Consider the following 16448-nt stretch of genomic DNA (forward strand, 5'->3'; position numbering starts at 1 on the left):
AGATGTTTAAAGCAGTATTGTTTGATTTAGATGGTGTAATTACAGATACCGCAGAGTATCATTTTAGAGCTTGGAAAGCTTTGGCTGAAGAAATTGGCATTAATGGTGTTGACCGCCAATTTAATGAGCAATTAAAAGGGGTCTCACGAGAAGACTCGCTTCAGAAAATTCTAGATTTAGCTGATAAAAAAGTATCAGCTGAGGAATTTAAAGAACTTGCTAAGAGAAAAAATGATAACTATGTGAAAATGATTCAGGATGTGTCGCCAGCCGATGTCTATCCTGGAATTTTACAATTACTCAAAGATTTACGTTCAAATAAAATCAAAATTGCTTTAGCGTCGGCTTCTAAGAATGGTCCATTTTTATTAGAGAGAATGAATTTAACTGGATATTTTGATGCAATTGCTGATCCGGCTGAAGTTGCAGCATCAAAACCAGCACCAGATATTTTTATTGCAGCAGCACATGCAGTGGGTGTTGCCCCCTCTGAATCAATTGGGTTAGAGGATTCTCAAGCTGGAATTCAAGCCATCAAAGATTCAGGGGCTTTACCAATTGGTGTAGGGCGCCCAGAAGATTTGGGAGATGATATCGTCATTGTGCCTGATACTTCACACTATACATTAGAATTTTTGAAAGAAGTTTGGCTTCAAAAGCAAAAATAATTCGTAATTAATAAATTACATAAAACCAATAAAAAATACCACCTTTGAGTGGTATTTTTTAATTTTTGATTTGTCTTTCCAACCAATCAGATGCCCAAGAAATCCATCGATGTACTGACGGAAGACAATATGCATCAGAAGGAGCGGTTGTACGATTAGCCAAAGAGACACCATGAGGTCCAGATTCAAAAAAGTGAGCTTCAAAAGGAACTTGATGTTTTGAGAGTCGATCACAATATTTAAGGCTGTTATAGATAGGAACACCCTCATCATCAGCCGTATGCCAAATAAAGGTTGGAGGAGTTGAGGAAGTAACTTTTTCCGAAATATTATATTCTGAGATATTTTCAATTTCAAAATTAAAATGTGACAAATCACTAGGCCAACCAAAAGTGAAGGAAGTTACTGGATAGCAGAGAATAACTCCTTTTGGTCGATGGATTTGTTCAGAATTACCATACCAAGCGGCCAGATGCCCTCCGGCAGAGCAACCAAGTAAGAAAACTTGCTCAGGATTGATTTGCCATTCTTTATGATTTTGATGAATCAGAGAAAAAACAGCTTGAACTTCTTCAAGATTTTGTGATAAAAAGTTATAGTTTGTTCCTTTGTTCATCACGGTGTAATTAAGGAGAAGCACTTGATAACCTTTGGCGAGAAAAGCTAAGGCAAGAGGGTCAGATTCTCTTTGTGAAATATGTTGATAACCACCACCAGGGCAGATAATAATAGCAGGAAAAGTATAATTTTCGTTTTGACGAGGATTTTGGAGCTGATAAAAATCAACCCATGCAGTATCATTTAAAGAAAACGTTGATTTATTCATAAGTTCATTGTACCAAAAAAGGGTTGAAAGAAATATCAAAATACCTCGTTGTTTATTTATTACATTAATGAATTTTAAGTTCGTTTAAGAAAACTATCATAGAATTTGATTATGAAGAAAATTATTTATAGTATAGTTCTGATATCCTTGCTTAATTTTGGAACGATTGCTTATGGAGAAACGGCAACCGGGACTTCAGCAAGTTCAGGAGATGCAACAGCTCAAAGCTCAACCGAGACTTCAAGTACCTCAAATTCAGCAAGTTCAGCTAGCAGTAGTTCACAAAATACAAGTTCCTCTGAAGGAACGAATTCGACAAGTCAAAATCAAACACAAACAAGTACAACTGCTCAAAATCAGACAGATAATGTTGGGCAAAATCAAACGCCTCCGGTAGTAGAAAATCGAGACAGTTCAACAGATAAAAATTCTGGCAGTCAAAAAGAAACTAAAAATTCAACCACAATTATTAATGAAACCGTCAACAATAATGCAAAGGGGAACAATATTCTTTTGATGACATTGACCAGTTTGTCAGCATCAGTCACAATCATTGGGGGAATTATTGCCTTTGTGCGTCATTTGCGTGGCCGTGGCAAGAAGAAAAATCCTGTCAGTAAGGCACAAAGTTCTAAAAATGGGAAAACTCCTTCAAATTCAATGATAGCTGAGCCATCAGTAAGTTCTAAAAAAACGCCAAATGAAGAAAAAGCACTGACAGAAACTCAGCAAATTAATATGCAGGCGGATGAATTGCTCAAAAATCATAAAAAACAACAAAAAGAATATCGTCGCAGAAGAAGATAAAAAGCCATTTAAGGTTTTTTATTTTGCCCAAATTTTTGAAAAATTGTCAGTAAAATTTACTGACAGCTTTTATGTTAAAGACTGTGATAATGTAGGAGATAAACTTTTTGAAGTGGCAACACTGGAATTTTCTAAGGTTTGACTATTTTTAGATTCATCAGTTGCAAACGTTAGATAGTGTCTTAGGGGATGTGTTATAATAAAATCATGAAATTTAACGAAGAAGAAATGTTACAATTTGCACAAAAATTGGGAAGAAAATTAGAAGCTCAAGATGTTATTGTTTTAACTGGCGAGCTTGGGGCTGGAAAAACAACTTTTACCAAAGGCTTGGCTTTGGGTTTAGAGATTCATCAAATGGTTAAAAGTCCGACTTATACAATTGTCAGAAGTCTGGAAGGACGTTTGCCACTCCATCATATGGATGTTTATCGCATTGGTGATGATCCGGATAGTTTTGATTTAGATGATTATTTATTCGGTGATGGGGTTTCGGTCATTGAATGGGGCGAAATGTTAGGCGATGATTTGCCAGAAAATTATCTGGAAGTCATTTTTGATAAGTATTCTAAAGATTTGGTCAACGATCAAGAACGTGAAATTATTTTGAAACCACATGGAAAAAGATATGAGGAGCTCGTTAATAACTTATGACTACAGAGCTAATTGTTAGAGAAGCAAATGGCGCCGACAGTTCTAGAGTCATTGAATTTCTCAATAAGGTTGGAACAGAAAGTAATTTTTTGACCATTGATGAAGTAGGAATTTTAATCTCTGAAGCAGAAATGACGGACTTTTTAAATCAACAAGCTGAGAAAGATAATAATGCTTATTTTCTTGCATTCGTTGGTGATGAAATTGCTGGTATTTTGCATTTGACGGCGGATTATCATTATCGAGTACGTCATATTGCGGAACTTTTTATCGCTGTGTCAGAAGATTATCAAGGCTATGGCATTGGGACGATTCTACTAGAAGATGCACTTGAGTGGGTAGAAGAAGTTGGAACAATCAAACGTTTGGAATTAACTGTCCAAGCACGTAATAAAAAAGCATGTCATCTTTATGAAAAGTTTGATTTTGAATTAGAAAATGTCAAAAAATGGGGCGCCCGAGATGAAAATGGTCAATTAATTGATGTTTGCGAATATGTTTTATTTTTTGACTAATAGTTGACCCTTTTGTCAGTAAAATTAAATATAATTAAAGAAAAATTAAAATCTAATTTTTCTTTTTTTGTTGTGAAAAATCAGAATTTTGATATAATGCTAATATGAAGCTTTGGATAAAAACACTTCTCATGCTTGGAAGTATTATTTTAGTAACGGCAATTGCTGCAGGCGGATATACATTAACCGTTCTGAACAGTACAACAAAAGCCTTTAAAATGACTTACACTAATGCTGGGAATAAAAAGACAGAACAAGTCATTCAGGCAACTGAACCTCTAACAATCCTACTTATGGGGGTTGACACAGGAGGCGAAGGGCGTGGAACTTCCGATTCATGGAATGGGAATTCTGACTCACAAATTCTGATGACACTTAATCCTAAAACGCACACGACAACAATGGTTTCAATTGAACGTGATACGATGACTAACATTTTAGATGCTGACGGAAACATTGTTTCTAAGCAAAAAATGAATGCAGCCTATCCCTTAGGTTATAACTCAGGGTCATCTTCTGACGGTTTAAAAAATGCCGTAAGTTATGCTATGAAAACTATTAGTGCTCAGACTGGTATTAATATTGACAGTTTTGCAACAGTCAATTTTGATGGACTAGTTAATATGGTTGATAATGTTGGTGGGATTGATATTAACAATACCACAGGCCAAACTCTCTATATTTCAGATACAGAGCCGCAATATACTGCGAAAGTTCCACCTGGAAAACAACATATTAATGGTGACCAAGCCTTAGTTTATACCCGTGACCGACATCATTTACCAAATGGTGACTATGGTCGGGCAGCTCACCAACGTGAAGTCATTGCAGCACTCATGAAGAAAATTTTAGCCTTAGATAATATCACACGCTATGAACAATTTTTGAATGAAGCCTCAAAAGATTTTAGAACTAATATCCCAATTAATGCTTCAACAATTACTTCATTACTAGGTTATAAAGATTGCTTTAACAAAGTAGTTTCTATTCAATATGAAGGCGTTGGTGAAATGGTTGATGGTGCTTCTTATCAATTTATGCCAACAGATATTTATCTCGCGATGCAAAATATCATGAAGAAATCGCTTGATGAATCAACAGTGACCACTTTGCCAAGCAGTTTGATTACTTATGAATCAGTTTTTGGCTCAGGAACAGCACCTTTTTATTATCTTCCGTCAGCTACTGTAACTGAAAAAGGAAAATCAACGGTGACTTATGGTGTTGATACGCAAGGAAATCTTGTTTCTTTGAATTCTAAAAATTCAGGGAATTATGTTTCGACAAGTGGTGGCTCAGTTCAATCAGATTCAAGTTCGGGCTCCTCTAGCTCCACGGCAACCTCAAGTTCTGATTCTACTTATCAACAAGATAATACTTACAATGATGGCTATAATAATAGTAATGACAGTACAACATCTAGCTATGGAACAGATGATACAAACACAGGGAACTATGGCTACGGTACAAGTCAATAATTGAAAAAAATAAGAGAATATGATAAACTTGTTTCTGTCAGTAATTTTAGCTTAAAAATTTACTGACAGAAATAATTTGGTCCGATAGCTCAGCTGGATAGAGCATTCGCCTTCTAAGCGAACGGTCGAGGGTTCGAATCCCCCTCGGATCATAGTGCCAAACCTCGCCTTGCCTTCGTAGCAAGGCTTTTTTGTTGCTCTTTTTATGATTTGTGCCAAATTTGTGCCAAATCACTTATCGTTTATTTCACTAAAGATTTTTTTGATATTCTCATTATCTTTTTCTTCAAGTTCTTTTAGGATATGAGAATATACTGACATCGTCACGTTCAAGCTACTATGACCGAGCCTTTTAGAAACATATAAGATATTTATTCCTTTATAAAGCATTGTAGAGGCATGAGTATGTCTTAATCCATGACAAGTAATTGTTTTTTCAAATCCAAGTTTTTTACACATATTTCTCAGTTGTTTATTGAGTGAATTATTAGTTATCAATCCATTCTTAATGTTGTAGAATACAAAAGGGTGTTCTGGCTTAATTTCGAGCCGTTTTAAGAGCTTTTCTTGCTGTTCCTTATAAAATTTTTATCATGACTTGCAAAGTAGAGCTGTCAACGGCTAAAAAACGTACAGATTGGTCATTCTTAGTTGGTGCAAAATTATTTTTATAAATATCCCAAGTTCTTTTTACGTATATCTGTCCTTTTTCAAAATCCACATTATCCCATGTCAGTCCCAAAAGCTCACTAAATCGCATACCAGTCATGGCAGCAATGTATATCATGAACGATGAGGAGTAAATAGGATTTATTTTTTCTTTAGCAAATGCAATTAATTTTATAAAATCTTGAAAATCTAAATATTTTAGTTCGGCACTTTTGGTGCCTTTACCACCTTTTGAGATAGCTCCTTTTGTAAAATCATTTTTTATAATAAAATCATCAAGTAGATTTTCTAAACTTGCCCTTACATGAACATTGATTTGTTTTACAGATGAATCGGAATGTCCCTCGGCAAATTCATTTAACATCTCTTGATATTTTACACGGTTCATTGTTTTAATCGTTGCTGTTGAGAAGTGCTTTTTTAGAACAGATAGTGTGTATAAATACTTTCTGTAAGTTCCGTCTGATACTTTACCTTTTTTGAATATTTCTATCCATTGTTTAAAGTGGTCAGTGAGTAAAATATCCTGACTAACAGTATAGAAGCCTTTAGCAAGGTTAGCTTCAATTTCACCAGCTTCTGAAATCGCATCGGCCTTCTTGGGAAAACCGCTCTTTCTAAGTTTTTTATATTTTCCGTCAGCATCTTTATAAGATATTTCATACTGCCATACTTTACCACGCTTAATATATCTTGCCATATTTGTTTATCCTTTCTAAAAATGCCCACCTAATCAAAGGATGGGCTTTTTTTATAAATCAAGTTCTACTTTGACGGCTTGACCGATTACAGCTGCTGGATTGTCTTGTGTAGCAAATTGGTCTTTAAATTCTTTGTTGATTGACACAAGTCTCAAGCAATCTATTTCGTGATAAACTTTTTTTAATGTTGCCTGACAATCATCATGGAAAAGAACAGCTCCAATAGTACCGTCGGTCACATCAGGAACAGCTTCAATTAAAACATAAGAACCAAACGGAATCTTTGGTTCCATGCTATGCCCATCAACCATTAACCAATAATAATCACGAGCAGAAGATAAGAAGTGCGCAGGGACTGGTCTTGTACCGTCGAAGTTTTCTACTGCATCAAGAGGAAGTCCGGCCGCTATTCTACCAAGAATAGGAACATCTACCATGTCTTCATCAGGTTCATATTCCATAGTGTTTGTAGGCATAGTGAAGTTTTCTAAAATCTTTCTACTTATATATGGTGGCAAATCATCAGGTATTTTATTAATCGGAATCACTTTAGATTCCTTTTTCTTTTCTTGGTTTTGCTCATCTAATTGATTGCTTGCAGTGTTAAGAACTATTTTTTGACGTGGTTCTTCAAGCTGTGAACTGATTTTATTTATTTCAGATAGAGTTGTAGAAAGGTCAGAAGCACCATACATTAATGTATCAGGATCAGTATTAAATAGATTGACCATTTTATCAAAATCTTCAACCATGGGACTTCTAACCCCTTTTATCCATTTAGAAATAGCTGACTCAGATTTTCCTAGCTTTTCGCCAAACTCTTTCATTGTCCAACCATTCTCTTTTCTGAAATAATCTATCATTTCAGGTAGTCGTATTTTTTTCATACACTAATTATAGTACAAACAACAAAACTTGTCAATTTGGAAAGTTTTAACTTGACAAATTGGACAGTTAAGGTTATAATTAAGTCATAAAGTCAAACAAGCGAACAATCATGGAGCATTCAGTACGGCAGACGTAACGGGCTCAAATGACGGTACACGACGTATCCACCGCGACGTAAGTAGCAAGTTTGGCAAATAAAAAGCCCTTGCAGGCAAATGGAGGTTCTAATGGAACAAGTAGTTACGCATTACAGAGAAACTATTCAGCAGCATAGTGTTGAGTGGTACAAAAAACAACTGTTAAAAGATTTTTCTGTTCAATTTATCAAAGACTCTTTATTACCTCAGTTATTTGAATGGTCAAATGCTTATAAAGCAGCAGTTGAACTGACAAAATAAAAAGCCCCAAAGGGGCGGAAAGGACTAGAATGTATTATCAAATATCAATCATTATTCTTTTCTCAATCATAACAGGACTTTTATCGTACATTGCTTCAAGTTATTACGCTGATAAGCAATCGAAGAAAATGAGCAAGTTAATTGAAGAAAAATTCAAAGAAACAGAAAAAAGGATTAAAGACAATTAACCAAATGGGTTTTTCATTTTCGCGATTTGCTGAGGGGTTTTTCCTTTAAACGCTTTGCCTAAGATGTCTTTGGCAATATCAGTTCCTATATTTGCTACTTGACTATCATATTCAGACTTAGCTTGGAGTTCATACTGTAATTTAAGCATTTCTACTTCATGTTTATGTTTAGTTTCTATCTCTGTCAATCGTTGTTCAAGTTCTCTATTTTTGAGTTCAAGCTCTTCAGATTTCGCCTGATATTCTTTCTTGGTTTTATAAGTGGAACCAAGATATGCAAGAAGTCCAGTAATTATAGCTGGAATAAATGAAATGAGTAAAGTCGTCATAAAAATTTCTCCGTTTTCTTTCAATTATATCATTTCTTAGCGGAGATATAAATTAGAGAAATGATATTAAAAATACACACACAGAAAGGAGCCAGTATGGCAGAGAAAAAAACTTATGAGCCACTAGATGACTTATTAGACTCTTCAGGACTGAAGTATAAAGTTATCGCAAAAAAAATTAACGTTCCCTATACAACATTTTATAAGTGGCGTATCAACCCATCTAGAATAGATGCTGTTTCAGCAGCGAACATTGCAGAGGTTATTGGAGTAGATTTAACCGATGTTATTTTCGTGCTGAAAAATTTTAATCAAAAACTTGACAAATTGGCTAGTTAGAAAGGATTCAAAAATGAACGAATTAATAAAAATTTTGTCAAAAGAAAATGATGAACAAGAAGTAACGGTTAAATCTTCGCTTATCGAAGCAAATGAATTAATTAAAGCGGTCTTCTCGGATTATGGAATTCAAAATGAAGACGGAGAACATTAAATGACCGAAGAAAAACCAAGATTTAGTTTTTCTGATATTAGAACTTTTCAGGAATGTCCTTTTAGATTAAGGGAAAGAAAAGCAAAAAGGTACGCTGAATCTCCTACAGAAGCCATGCTAGTTGGCCTTTATGCTCATGCAATGCTTGAGGGAGATAAAAGTACTGATGACTTTGTTCAAGAGCACTCTGTGGATATGATGGGCAATCTAGGCAAGAAGAATCAAGCTATTAAAAAAGTTTTTAAAGATATTGTGATGGCAGTCAATGAAGTGAAAAAAACTGAAACTTATCAGTCTTTCGATACTTTACATACTCATAAAGAACTTTACATCAGAGCAGATTATGATGATTTTGTGATTAGTGGAAGAATTGATGTCTTAAGGTTTGACCACGAAAATAAGATCATTGAAATAATTGACTGGAAAACGGCCGCAAGTTTTGAAGATGTGTTTGATAAAAATATCAGAGCTTATTTGGAATGGTACAGCCATTATAGAGAACAACTAGCTTTATACGCATGGTTAGTTGCTCAAGAATTCTCTGATTATACGAAACTAGATTATACAGTGGTAGGAAAAATTGTAGGTTTTACCAAGAAACTTCCAGTAAACATTAAGACGATTACGATGGATTTTGGAAAACTTGCTGATATTTCGGATAAAATTCTTGTTCAAACTGTGTTATCTGAGTTGGATAACATCGCTCATAATATTGAGCATGAGGGAATGGATGGATACTTTTGTCATAATTGCGACTGCTGTATCCAAAACAAAAAATACGAAGAATTAGAGGTAGAAGTATGGTAATGCAAATTAAACCCGGTGGAGCAAGGAGCCCTAAGTTAAATAGAATTTTAATTTCAGGCGGAGGGGGTTCCGGTAAAACAACTTTAGCTGCTAAGTTTGCAACGAGTCCAGACCGTGCGTTATTCATAAGTACGGATGGAAATGCAAGCCGACAAGGATATCGTGCTATAGATTTTGAATTTCCTAATACTGCTGAACAAATTATTTCTAATTTCATTCAGGCATTAAACTTAGCTGAACAAGATACTAAAAATTGGGATGTTTTAGTGATTGACTTGATTGAAGATTTTGACGAACGAGCACAAACATTACTCAGAAGTGATATTGGTTCTAGGCAAGCGATGCGTGCTTGGGGTAAAATAAATGCTTTGTACAAAGATATGCAAAGTTTAATGATGAGTAAATTCAGAGATAAAACAATTGTTTTACTTAGCAGAGATATTGAAGAAGTTGACCAAAAAACAGGGGAAATAACAGGATATAAACCTGCATTACGCAAAGCATTGAAAAACCTTGTTTTAAAAGACCAAGATGTTGAAATTAGATCTTACTTTGATAAGAATAACAAGCGTCAATTTGACATTTCTAATCTTCGTTATGAAGAAATGAAGAGTTCGCTGCAAAAGATAATTAATAAACCTTTAGAGCTTCCTCATGATTCAGAGCAAGAAGAAAAAGCTAATAAATTAAAAGCACAATATGATAAAGCTTTTGCGGCTGCAGCATCTCATAATGCGAGTGATAAAGATATTGAGTATTGGAAAAATATGGAACCGTCAGAAGCGATTATGTCTATTGCCGATTGGATTCGAATTAAAAAATCCGCTCAGACAGTCGTTGATGAAGAAGAACCAATTATGGATGAATTATTTCTAGTAGGTCAAAACTAAACCTATGAGCAAACTGCAGTCCTCACTAATCCTGAGCAGTAGAATTAGAAATAATTCAACTTTAAGCAAAACCATCTTGGGCGGTGGTTTCGTATTTAGTCAAAGCTGGAGGGTGGCGGAACGAGCCGTAAAGTCAATGAGTATTTAGTGTTTACACATAACCACTCATCGCCAGCTTTTAATTTTAAATAAAAAAATAGATATAAATATAGAAGAAAGGAGATCGAATGGTTGAAATTAGTTGGATTAAATTGAGCGTTAATATTTTTGATGATGAAAAAATGAAATTGATTGATGAGATGCCAGAAAATGATGCGATCTTTAGAATATGGGTTTACTTGCTTAGTTTGGCGGGAAAAACAAATGATTCTGGGCTTGTCTATTTAAGTAATCATATTCCATATACTGATGAAATGATTTCTGCTTTGTGTAATAGGCCTGTTTCTACTGTAAGATTGGCTCTTAAAACATTCAGAGATTTTGGTTTAATCGAAATTTACAATGATAATCTCATTAGTATAAGTAACTGGGAAAAGCATCAAAATATTGATGGAATGGATAAAATTCGAGAGCAGAATAGGATAAGAAAGCAGGCACAGCGCGAAAGGCAAGCTTTGTTAAGTGGTCACGTGACGTCACGTGACAGTCACGCAACAGAAGAAGATAAGAATAAGAGTAAGAATAAGAAAAAGAATAATAATACTATGTCAGATAAATCTGACGATGTTATTCCATATTCTGAAATTATTTCTTACTTGAATGAAAAAACAGGGCGAAGTTTTAGAACTACTGAAGCTCACAAACGTTTTATCAAAGCGAGGTGGAATGAGGATTATAAACTAGATGACTTTAAGAAGGTCGTTGATAATAAAGTTGCTGACTGGACAGGCAAAACAATAAATGGTCAACCAGCAGAAAAATACTTACAACCTTCAACGTTGTTCGGAACGAAGTTTGATAATTACCTTAATCAGACACCAATGCGCCAAGAACAAGCACAGCCTTATGATGATCTTGGATTGCCATTTTAGGAGGAAAAAATGGAAAGTATCGGAGATGTTATTGGAAAATTTGTTGATATGAATAAATTTAATGCAATGACTGATAAAGTTATCGCTCGTCCAGAAATAGAAAAATTCATTTCGGATAATAAGATGACTAGCGATGAAGTTTCAAAAAGTTATTCTAAATTCTACGAATATCTTAAAGAGAAAAATAAATTTGATAATAACGAAAAAACAGCATTGAGTGGACATGAACCTTTTTTGATTATGAACTGTGGTTATGCCGATGTTGTCTATCGTGAGACTGAAGAAGTGATTAAACGTAGGAAAAAAGCTGAGTTTGTCAAAAGGCTTAATCGCAATAGCATTGTGAGAGATATGACAATAAAAAAAGCAAGTTTTGAAAATTTTAATGCAGTAACTGACGAAGAAAAGAGAGCTTTGGCGTTCGCAAAAGAAGTATCTGAATATTATTATACTGGCGGTGAGGGAAATACTGTAGTAAGCGGGCCAGCAGGAACAGGGAAAAGTCACCTAGCCATGAGCATCTTAAAAGATTGTTTACAGCATACTGATTTAACCGTTATTTTTGCAAGTTGGTCAGAGGTTCTTCACTTAATCAAAGATAGTTTTGATAATAAAGACAGCTTTTATTCAACTGAATACTTCATGGAAGTTTTTAGAAATACTGACTTATTAGTTATTGATGATATTGGAAGCGAGAAAATAACAGAATGGTCGATGTCTTTACTGACAGAAGTTTTGGATGCAAGGACTAAGACTATTATTACCACTAATCTAAAAAGTGATGAAATAAGAAAAAAATATCATAACAGGACATATAGCCGTTTGTTCAGAGGTATTGGAAAAAAAGCATTCAATTTTGAAAATATTAAAGATAAGCGTGTTAGTCAGTTGCCATTCTAGGAGAAGCAATGAAAACAATAACCATTGAGCAGTGGGAAAACGAACATTACCCACTCGGAAGAATTAAAAAGCAGAAGCTTGCAGAGAAATCTGAGCATGAGATTATTTTTATTCTTAATCGCATGGCTCAGATGCCTGCAATTGTTAGATTTGGAGAAGCAAGTGAAGTTTGAATTTAACTTTCTCAGAAAAGAAATGATAAATGAGAATGATAATAAAGGCACAACTTATGGTTCAAGAATTGCTGCCAATAACACCAAACAGCGTTTAAGACGGATTGCATGTCGAACAGCCCATGAATGGCTAGACCAATCAGAAGAAGTATTTGAGCAATTCCATGAGAAGCACCGTTGTGATGTGTACGTTGTGATTTATCCACCTAAACGCTTTAAATATGATCCACCAAATTATGAACCAACATCAAAAGCATTAATTGATGGACTGACAGATGCTGGAATTTGGAATGATGATAATTACAATGTTATTCGCAGAACAAGTTTTGAACATGGCGGACTTTCTGGAGATACAAAGATGTGGAAAGTTGAGTTAGTAGTGAAAGAACTGACAGAATAGCATTTAATCATGAAAATTACGGTTACATTGAGCGCTTAAACTGTTTCACGGATAATTTATCACGAATAAGCTAAAAGCACTTAGAAGCTAAAATATGAGGTAGTAATATGTTCAGCAAAAATGAAATAAGGCGTGGAGATAAAATATGCTTCCGCGACACAAAATTCTTAAAAGTTATCGAAGTTACTGACAAATACATAACGGTTGAAAAAGACCAGTTCACTAAAAAATCAGTTAAGCGTGATGATTTTAGAATTGTAAAAATAAATGGAAGATACCATGCATGTGAACTCTTTGACAGAGTTGTGAAGTGAGGGATGAGATGAAATATAAATTTAAAGGATATCACTGGGTTAATCAACAAGGCTGTCTAGTATTCCCAGAGCCTAAACGAGTTGCGATTTATACCGAAGACAGTTTTGATTCACTTGAAGAAGCTAAAGCAGAATGGATAAAAGACCCATGGATTGAAGATGGAGATATCTGTATTTTAGCAACCGAGATTATAAAGGGGGACTGGGACAGATGACAGTTGAAAGTTTACTAAAAAAATTAGATGCCGGCACAAATATGATTTTAAAAGATACTCATGATAGAACACTCATTAATTTTATTTACAGGGGCCACACTGAGATGTTTGATTCTGCATTTCTTAATCGAGAAGTAAACATTTTCAGAACAAATTGTAGTGGCACGGTAATTGTTAACTTGGAGGACACGAAAAATGACTAAGTTTGAAGAAGAAGTAAGTAATTTACCAGTTTCTATAATTACAAATTATGGAGATTACTGGAATAAAGCTCAACTACTAACGGTATTCAAAGATTGGCAACCACAGCAAGCCCTGCCAGTCGTGCCTGAGTTTGTGGCTGAGTGGATAGAAATATTAAAAACTAAAGGCCTTAAACCACTAAAAAATCCAGAAACATACGGAGAAACTGGCTTTACAGAAGAAAAACTACAAAATATTGTATTTTGGATTTCTGAACACCAAGAAGATTATTTGCGTGCATGGCTAGACGGCTACACAGTCGAAAAACCGCAGCTGTTCTATATTGAATTACCAAAAGTTTTTGGATTAAGCGATTCAACCAGCGATTCAACCTTCGTATCAAAAGCGGAAAGTGGAATAATCTCAGAATTTACAAAAGGAAAAGTTTATGCATTAAAATTAACAGAACAAGAAATCAAGTCAATTGATGAGCGTTACTGGCAGTTTGCTGTGCCTGTGGAGGACGGAGAATGACAAGAGAATTTAAAACACTAAACGGAAATGCGACTATTCCAGAACGAGCGACAGAACATAGCGCAGGATATGACATTTCAGCAAGTGAAACAGTTACGATTCAACCTGATGAAATTAAAATGGTAAGCACTGGGCTAGCTGTTCAACTTGGTGATGATGAAGTATTGAAATTATACGACCGTTCAAGTAATCCAGTTAAGCGTGGCATTGCATTGATTAATTCAGTAGGAATTATCGATTCAGATTACTATCCGCAAGAATTTAAAGGCTTATTTATGAACATCTCAAAAGAGCCTGTAACCATTTCTAAAGGTCAAAGAATAATGCAAGGGGTATTTGTCAAATACCTTACAACAGACGATGACAACGCAAATGGAAAGCGTACAGGTGGTTTTGGCTCAACTGATAAGCATTAAAAGCTAGAAAGCTAGTAAATGAAAGATTTAATTTATAAAAACATTAAGCATGGACTTTATGAAATAGATGAGTTCGGAAATGTTTATTCAAAATATAAAAATGGATTTTTAAAGCCAAAACGTGATAAAGATGGTTATTTATCGTTAGCATTATCTGGTGGTAAAAGAGGTAATATCTGCTTTACAAGAGTTGCAACTTTAGTGATAGTAACATACGTAGGGCTTCCTGAAAAACATATCAAAGACCCAACGGTTAACCATATTGACGGTAACAAATTAAATAACCACTATTCAAACCTAGAATGGATAGGACGTTCTAAAAACAGTTCAATTAGAGAAAATAAAGGTGTGGGATCTAAAAATCCTGCTGCTATATTGAACGAAACAGATGTAGAAAAAATTTGCGAACTTTTATTAAAAAAAGAGCTTTCAATGTATGAAATATCATTGATGTTTGGAGTTACTAAAAGCGCAATAAATAATATAAAAAGGTGCAAAGTATGGAAAGAGATAACGAGTAAATACTTTGGTAGCACTGGGGAGGTGTGAGAATGACAGATATTTCAGGAAAAAGCATGGAAGAGATCTATAGAGAAGAAGCTAGAAGATATAAAGAGTCGATAGAAAAAGGCCGTGTGTATAGTGAATCAGAAGATATTTTAACTGGTAATTTTGATAAAAGCAAATCTTTGACTGTCACAATGCCTATGGAAGAATTTGACAAGCTTGAAAAGCTGGCACTTTCAGCTCACACTGGCAAACTTTCGGTTGAAAAACTCCAAGAACAGCTTAACACTGCGAAAAAAGGCACTGACAGAAGCTATAGAAGACATTGAACAACTAAATGGCAGTGATGATACTATCAAATATTATAAGCAAGCACTCGCAGCGATTGGAGGGGATGATGATTGAATACGCAATATATAAAGGCGAAAAATTTATAGCAGAAGGAACAGCTGACGAACTTGCTAAATTACTAAATGTTAAACCTACAACTATTAAATGGTGGTCAAGACCAGTTAATTCAAGGCGTGATAAAGGTAATAGGAAGATAGCCGTTAAATTATGACCGACAAACTAATATCGCTGGTCAATGACTGGTGGGGAGGGATTGAATGAAAAAATACTGGGTAATTGAAGACCATTTGGGCGGAGGATTTCATCTGATGTCAGAAGATACTCCGGAAGAAGAATTAAGAGAAGTTGAAGTTTATTGTGAAATGTGTGGAGACCACGATTCTATTATTGGTCAGTTTTCAAACTGGAAACAACTTAAAAGACAAATGACTGATGACGAAGGTTGGTGTCCGTATTCAGATGAATATTTGCAATCAGTATTTGAGGAGGACAACCAATGAAACTAATGTGTAAGCTGTTCGGGCATAAGTGGATTTACTATGATCTACACAAACGCTGTAATTGGTGTGATGAAAGAGTTTGGTTTATTAGAGACATTGAATTATTAAAAGGACTCAAAAAAACTCAAGAAGCATTCAGAGCATTTGGTATATCATGCAAAGAATTATCTTTCAACCGCTCAGACCTTGACGAGTCAGAGAACGTGTTTCCTGAAAAATGGCTTGATAAACACATGGATTGAACGCAAAAAAAGCCCAAATCAAAGATAAGGGCTTCGGGGGATTAACAAAAATTAACGTGAGGATGTGTCCATGCAAGATAAACAAGGTCTAACCTGGAGTGATGGATATATTTCTTTAACATATTCCATAGCATCAAGGTCATTTTCAAATTGTTTATTAATAAGATACGAATCAGTGACTGTCGGACGATTGGGGCAAGCACCTTTGTGTACTTCATGATAACCGCTAAAGTCGCCAGTTTTATTTACAACATAACTCATGATTAAATCCTCCTTCAAATAGTTATATTCTATTATTTTAAAACTTTTATTAGTCTAGCACAAGCAATATGATTTAAATAAAAGGAAATATAAAAATGCCCAAGCTGACC

General features: G+C 34.9%; 29 protein-coding genes, 1 tRNA gene and 1 pseudogene. 26 read left to right on the forward strand and 5 right to left on the reverse strand.

From position 1 onward, the window contains the following. The first annotated feature begins 2 nt into the window (after positions 1–2). Positions 3–668 carry a beta-phosphoglucomutase gene (gene pgmB / locus PYW37_RS02245; protein WP_012897250.1) on the forward strand — a complete coding sequence of 222 codons (666 nt, stop codon included), beginning with the start codon at positions 3–5 and terminating at the stop codon, positions 666–668. 58 nt (positions 669–726) lie between these two features. Here pgmB and PYW37_RS02250 read toward each other — a convergent pair whose 3' ends face one another. Then, positions 727–1494: an alpha/beta hydrolase gene (locus PYW37_RS02250; RefSeq protein WP_023188981.1), complete on the reverse strand. Its 768-nt coding sequence runs from the start codon at positions 1492–1494 to the stop codon at positions 727–729. Between the two features lie 111 nt (positions 1495–1605). Between PYW37_RS02250 and PYW37_RS02255 the strand changes: the two genes are divergently transcribed. The 5 genes from PYW37_RS02255 (at position 1606) to PYW37_RS02275 (ending at position 5100) form a co-directional block, all read left to right on the forward strand. Next, positions 1606–2301, forward strand: coding sequence for a hypothetical protein (locus PYW37_RS02255; RefSeq protein ID WP_023188980.1), 696 nt, complete (start codon positions 1606–1608; stop codon positions 2299–2301). Positions 2302–2508: 207 nt separating this feature from the next. After that, positions 2509–2955 carry a tRNA (adenosine(37)-N6)-threonylcarbamoyltransferase complex ATPase subunit type 1 TsaE gene (gene tsaE / locus PYW37_RS02260; RefSeq protein ID WP_023188979.1) on the forward strand — a complete coding sequence of 149 codons (447 nt, stop codon included), beginning with the start codon at positions 2509–2511 and terminating at the stop codon, positions 2953–2955. Beyond that, the gene (locus PYW37_RS02265) at positions 2952–3470 is read left to right on the forward strand and encodes a GNAT family N-acetyltransferase (RefSeq protein ID WP_023188978.1); all 519 of its coding nucleotides are present in this window, start codon (positions 2952–2954) and stop codon (positions 3468–3470) included. Before tsaE ends, PYW37_RS02265 begins: the two co-directional genes overlap by 4 nt. A gap of 104 nt (positions 3471–3574) precedes the next feature. Then, positions 3575–4948: an LCP family protein gene (locus PYW37_RS02270; protein ID WP_025016543.1), complete on the forward strand. Its 1374-nt coding sequence runs from the start codon at positions 3575–3577 to the stop codon at positions 4946–4948. 78 nt (positions 4949–5026) lie between these two features. After that, positions 5027–5100: transfer RNA gene (locus PYW37_RS02275), tRNA-Arg, on the forward strand. Positions 5101–5179: 79 nt separating this feature from the next. On the opposite strand, the pseudogene PYW37_RS02285 reads toward PYW37_RS02275, so the two are convergent. Continuing rightward, positions 5180–6317 (reverse strand): annotated as a pseudogene (locus tag PYW37_RS02285) (site-specific integrase). A 51-nt stretch (positions 6318–6368) separates the two neighbouring features. Beyond that, positions 6369–7205 (reverse strand): LexA family transcriptional regulator, encoded by an 837-nt coding sequence (locus PYW37_RS02290; RefSeq protein ID WP_025016542.1) that lies wholly within the window; start codon positions 7203–7205, stop codon positions 6369–6371. A 228-nt stretch (positions 7206–7433) separates the two neighbouring features. Here PYW37_RS02290 and PYW37_RS02295 point away from each other — a divergent pair, with 228 nt between their 5' ends. Together PYW37_RS02295 and PYW37_RS02300 are read left to right on the forward strand one after the other, a co-directional pair. Further along, complete coding sequence (locus tag PYW37_RS02295; protein ID WP_032943196.1) at positions 7434–7604, forward strand: putative transcriptional regulator; 171 nt, start codon at positions 7434–7436, stop codon at positions 7602–7604. 29 nt (positions 7605–7633) lie between these two features. After that, positions 7634–7792: a hypothetical protein gene (locus tag PYW37_RS02300; RefSeq protein WP_160321466.1), complete on the forward strand. Its 159-nt coding sequence runs from the start codon at positions 7634–7636 to the stop codon at positions 7790–7792. Here the strand turns inward: PYW37_RS02300 and PYW37_RS02305 are convergent. Then, positions 7789–8121 (reverse strand): hypothetical protein, encoded by a 333-nt coding sequence (locus tag PYW37_RS02305; protein WP_025016540.1) that lies wholly within the window; start codon positions 8119–8121, stop codon positions 7789–7791. The two genes, PYW37_RS02300 and PYW37_RS02305, sit on opposite strands and share 4 nt — an antisense overlap. 96 nt (positions 8122–8217) lie before the next feature. On the opposite strand from PYW37_RS02305, the gene PYW37_RS02310 reads away from it, so the two are divergent. The 18 genes from PYW37_RS02310 (at position 8218) to PYW37_RS02390 (ending at position 16077) form a co-directional block, all read left to right on the forward strand. Next, positions 8218–8460: a hypothetical protein gene (locus tag PYW37_RS02310; RefSeq protein ID WP_003129906.1), complete on the forward strand. Its 243-nt coding sequence runs from the start codon at positions 8218–8220 to the stop codon at positions 8458–8460. A gap of 13 nt (positions 8461–8473) precedes the next feature. Further along, complete coding sequence (locus PYW37_RS02315; RefSeq protein ID WP_155384506.1) at positions 8474–8614, forward strand: hypothetical protein; 141 nt, start codon at positions 8474–8476, stop codon at positions 8612–8614. Beyond that, positions 8615–9421, forward strand: coding sequence for a PD-(D/E)XK nuclease-like domain-containing protein (locus PYW37_RS02320; protein WP_025016539.1), 807 nt, complete (start codon positions 8615–8617; stop codon positions 9419–9421). It begins immediately after the preceding gene. Then, positions 9421–10311, forward strand: coding sequence for an AAA family ATPase (locus PYW37_RS02325; RefSeq protein ID WP_232238905.1), 891 nt, complete (start codon positions 9421–9423; stop codon positions 10309–10311). Before PYW37_RS02320 ends, PYW37_RS02325 begins: the two co-directional genes overlap by 1 nt. Positions 10312–10538: 227 nt before the next feature. Then, positions 10539–11342, forward strand: coding sequence for a phage replisome organizer N-terminal domain-containing protein (locus PYW37_RS02330; protein WP_031559254.1), 804 nt, complete (start codon positions 10539–10541; stop codon positions 11340–11342). A 9-nt stretch (positions 11343–11351) separates the two neighbouring features. Further along, a complete protein-coding gene (locus tag PYW37_RS02335; protein WP_023164371.1) occupies positions 11352–12242 on the forward strand; it encodes an ATP-binding protein in 891 nt (296 codons plus the stop codon). A gap of 8 nt (positions 12243–12250) precedes the next feature. Beyond that, complete coding sequence (locus PYW37_RS02340) at positions 12251–12415, forward strand: hypothetical protein (protein ID WP_058222360.1); 165 nt, start codon at positions 12251–12253, stop codon at positions 12413–12415. Then, positions 12405–12815 (forward strand): RusA family crossover junction endodeoxyribonuclease, encoded by a 411-nt coding sequence (locus PYW37_RS02345; RefSeq protein WP_025017292.1) that lies wholly within the window; start codon positions 12405–12407, stop codon positions 12813–12815. The genes PYW37_RS02340 and PYW37_RS02345 overlap by 11 nt, the downstream gene beginning before the upstream one ends. 107 nt (positions 12816–12922) lie before the next feature. Further along, the gene (locus PYW37_RS02350) at positions 12923–13129 is read left to right on the forward strand and encodes a hypothetical protein (RefSeq protein WP_014570535.1); all 207 of its coding nucleotides are present in this window, start codon (positions 12923–12925) and stop codon (positions 13127–13129) included. Positions 13130–13137: 8 nt separating this feature from the next. Further along, positions 13138–13344: a hypothetical protein gene (locus PYW37_RS02355; RefSeq protein WP_044009721.1), complete on the forward strand. Its 207-nt coding sequence runs from the start codon at positions 13138–13140 to the stop codon at positions 13342–13344. A gap of 41 nt (positions 13345–13385) precedes the next feature. Next, complete coding sequence (locus tag PYW37_RS13300; protein ID WP_394325842.1) at positions 13386–13547, forward strand: DUF1125 domain-containing protein; 162 nt, start codon at positions 13386–13388, stop codon at positions 13545–13547. Next, positions 13540–14061, forward strand: a complete 522-nt coding sequence (locus PYW37_RS02360) for a DUF1642 domain-containing protein (protein WP_044009720.1) — start codon at positions 13540–13542, stop codon at positions 14059–14061. The genes PYW37_RS13300 and PYW37_RS02360 overlap by 8 nt, the downstream gene beginning before the upstream one ends. Then, positions 14058–14477, forward strand: coding sequence for a dUTP diphosphatase (gene dut, locus PYW37_RS02365; RefSeq protein ID WP_044009719.1), 420 nt, complete (start codon positions 14058–14060; stop codon positions 14475–14477). Before PYW37_RS02360 ends, dut begins: the two co-directional genes overlap by 4 nt. A gap of 18 nt (positions 14478–14495) precedes the next feature. Then, entirely contained in the window at positions 14496–15026 is a 531-nt protein-coding gene (locus PYW37_RS02370) for an HNH endonuclease (protein ID WP_059232546.1), read from the forward strand. 2 nt (positions 15027–15028) lie between these two features. Beyond that, positions 15029–15313 (forward strand): hypothetical protein, encoded by a 285-nt coding sequence (locus tag PYW37_RS02375; RefSeq protein ID WP_023189103.1) that lies wholly within the window; start codon positions 15029–15031, stop codon positions 15311–15313. A 68-nt stretch (positions 15314–15381) separates the two neighbouring features. After that, positions 15382–15546 carry a hypothetical protein gene (locus PYW37_RS02380; RefSeq protein WP_010905361.1) on the forward strand — a complete coding sequence of 55 codons (165 nt, stop codon included), beginning with the start codon at positions 15382–15384 and terminating at the stop codon, positions 15544–15546. Between the two features lie 46 nt (positions 15547–15592). Further along, positions 15593–15835 (forward strand): hypothetical protein, encoded by a 243-nt coding sequence (locus tag PYW37_RS02385; RefSeq protein WP_044009686.1) that lies wholly within the window; start codon positions 15593–15595, stop codon positions 15833–15835. Further along, entirely contained in the window at positions 15832–16077 is a 246-nt protein-coding gene (locus PYW37_RS02390) for a DUF1660 domain-containing protein (protein ID WP_032944896.1), read from the forward strand. Before PYW37_RS02385 ends, PYW37_RS02390 begins: the two co-directional genes overlap by 4 nt. A gap of 51 nt (positions 16078–16128) precedes the next feature. On the opposite strand, the gene PYW37_RS02395 is transcribed toward PYW37_RS02390, so the two are convergent. Next, positions 16129–16338: a hypothetical protein gene (locus tag PYW37_RS02395; RefSeq protein WP_021722221.1), complete on the reverse strand. Its 210-nt coding sequence runs from the start codon at positions 16336–16338 to the stop codon at positions 16129–16131. Positions 16339–16448 lie beyond the last annotated feature (110 nt).

Source organism: Lactococcus lactis, from assembly GCF_029023865.1.
Lineage (GTDB): Bacteria > Bacillota > Bacilli > Lactobacillales > Streptococcaceae > Lactococcus > Lactococcus lactis.

Excerpts from the sequence above, each read along its gene's own strand:
- pgmB (WP_012897250.1), top strand. The coding sequence starts at position 3 with ATGTTTAAAGCAGTATTGTTTGATTTAGATGGTGTAATTACAGATACC.
- PYW37_RS02250 (WP_023188981.1), bottom strand. The coding sequence starts at position 1,494 with ATGAATAAATCAACGTTTTCTTTAAATGATACTGCATGGGTTGATTTT.
- PYW37_RS02255 (WP_023188980.1), top strand. The coding sequence starts at position 1,606 with ATGAAGAAAATTATTTATAGTATAGTTCTGATATCCTTGCTTAATTTT.
- tsaE (WP_023188979.1), top strand. The coding sequence starts at position 2,509 with ATGAAATTTAACGAAGAAGAAATGTTACAATTTGCACAAAAATTGGGA.
- PYW37_RS02265 (WP_023188978.1), top strand. The coding sequence starts at position 2,952 with ATGACTACAGAGCTAATTGTTAGAGAAGCAAATGGCGCCGACAGTTCT.
- PYW37_RS02270 (WP_025016543.1), top strand. The coding sequence starts at position 3,575 with ATGAAGCTTTGGATAAAAACACTTCTCATGCTTGGAAGTATTATTTTA.
- PYW37_RS02290 (WP_025016542.1), bottom strand. The coding sequence starts at position 7,205 with ATGAAAAAAATACGACTACCTGAAATGATAGATTATTTCAGAAAAGAG.
- PYW37_RS02295 (WP_032943196.1), top strand. The coding sequence starts at position 7,434 with ATGGAACAAGTAGTTACGCATTACAGAGAAACTATTCAGCAGCATAGT.
- PYW37_RS02300 (WP_160321466.1), top strand. The coding sequence starts at position 7,634 with ATGTATTATCAAATATCAATCATTATTCTTTTCTCAATCATAACAGGA.
- PYW37_RS02305 (WP_025016540.1), bottom strand. The coding sequence starts at position 8,121 with ATGACGACTTTACTCATTTCATTTATTCCAGCTATAATTACTGGACTT.
- PYW37_RS02310 (WP_003129906.1), top strand. The coding sequence starts at position 8,218 with ATGGCAGAGAAAAAAACTTATGAGCCACTAGATGACTTATTAGACTCT.
- PYW37_RS02315 (WP_155384506.1), top strand. The coding sequence starts at position 8,474 with ATGAACGAATTAATAAAAATTTTGTCAAAAGAAAATGATGAACAAGAA.
- PYW37_RS02320 (WP_025016539.1), top strand. The coding sequence starts at position 8,615 with ATGACCGAAGAAAAACCAAGATTTAGTTTTTCTGATATTAGAACTTTT.
- PYW37_RS02325 (WP_232238905.1), top strand. The coding sequence starts at position 9,421 with ATGCAAATTAAACCCGGTGGAGCAAGGAGCCCTAAGTTAAATAGAATT.
- PYW37_RS02330 (WP_031559254.1), top strand. The coding sequence starts at position 10,539 with ATGGTTGAAATTAGTTGGATTAAATTGAGCGTTAATATTTTTGATGAT.
- PYW37_RS02335 (WP_023164371.1), top strand. The coding sequence starts at position 11,352 with ATGGAAAGTATCGGAGATGTTATTGGAAAATTTGTTGATATGAATAAA.
- PYW37_RS02340 (WP_058222360.1), top strand. The coding sequence starts at position 12,251 with ATGAAAACAATAACCATTGAGCAGTGGGAAAACGAACATTACCCACTC.
- PYW37_RS02350 (WP_014570535.1), top strand. The coding sequence starts at position 12,923 with ATGTTCAGCAAAAATGAAATAAGGCGTGGAGATAAAATATGCTTCCGC.
- PYW37_RS02355 (WP_044009721.1), top strand. The coding sequence starts at position 13,138 with ATGAAATATAAATTTAAAGGATATCACTGGGTTAATCAACAAGGCTGT.
- PYW37_RS13300 (WP_394325842.1), top strand. The coding sequence starts at position 13,386 with ATGATTTTAAAAGATACTCATGATAGAACACTCATTAATTTTATTTAC.
- PYW37_RS02360 (WP_044009720.1), top strand. The coding sequence starts at position 13,540 with ATGACTAAGTTTGAAGAAGAAGTAAGTAATTTACCAGTTTCTATAATT.
- dut (WP_044009719.1), top strand. The coding sequence starts at position 14,058 with ATGACAAGAGAATTTAAAACACTAAACGGAAATGCGACTATTCCAGAA.
- PYW37_RS02370 (WP_059232546.1), top strand. The coding sequence starts at position 14,496 with ATGAAAGATTTAATTTATAAAAACATTAAGCATGGACTTTATGAAATA.
- PYW37_RS02375 (WP_023189103.1), top strand. The coding sequence starts at position 15,029 with ATGACAGATATTTCAGGAAAAAGCATGGAAGAGATCTATAGAGAAGAA.
- PYW37_RS02380 (WP_010905361.1), top strand. The coding sequence starts at position 15,382 with ATGATTGAATACGCAATATATAAAGGCGAAAAATTTATAGCAGAAGGA.
- PYW37_RS02385 (WP_044009686.1), top strand. The coding sequence starts at position 15,593 with ATGAAAAAATACTGGGTAATTGAAGACCATTTGGGCGGAGGATTTCAT.
- PYW37_RS02390 (WP_032944896.1), top strand. The coding sequence starts at position 15,832 with ATGAAACTAATGTGTAAGCTGTTCGGGCATAAGTGGATTTACTATGAT.
- PYW37_RS02395 (WP_021722221.1), bottom strand. The coding sequence starts at position 16,338 with ATGAGTTATGTTGTAAATAAAACTGGCGACTTTAGCGGTTATCATGAA.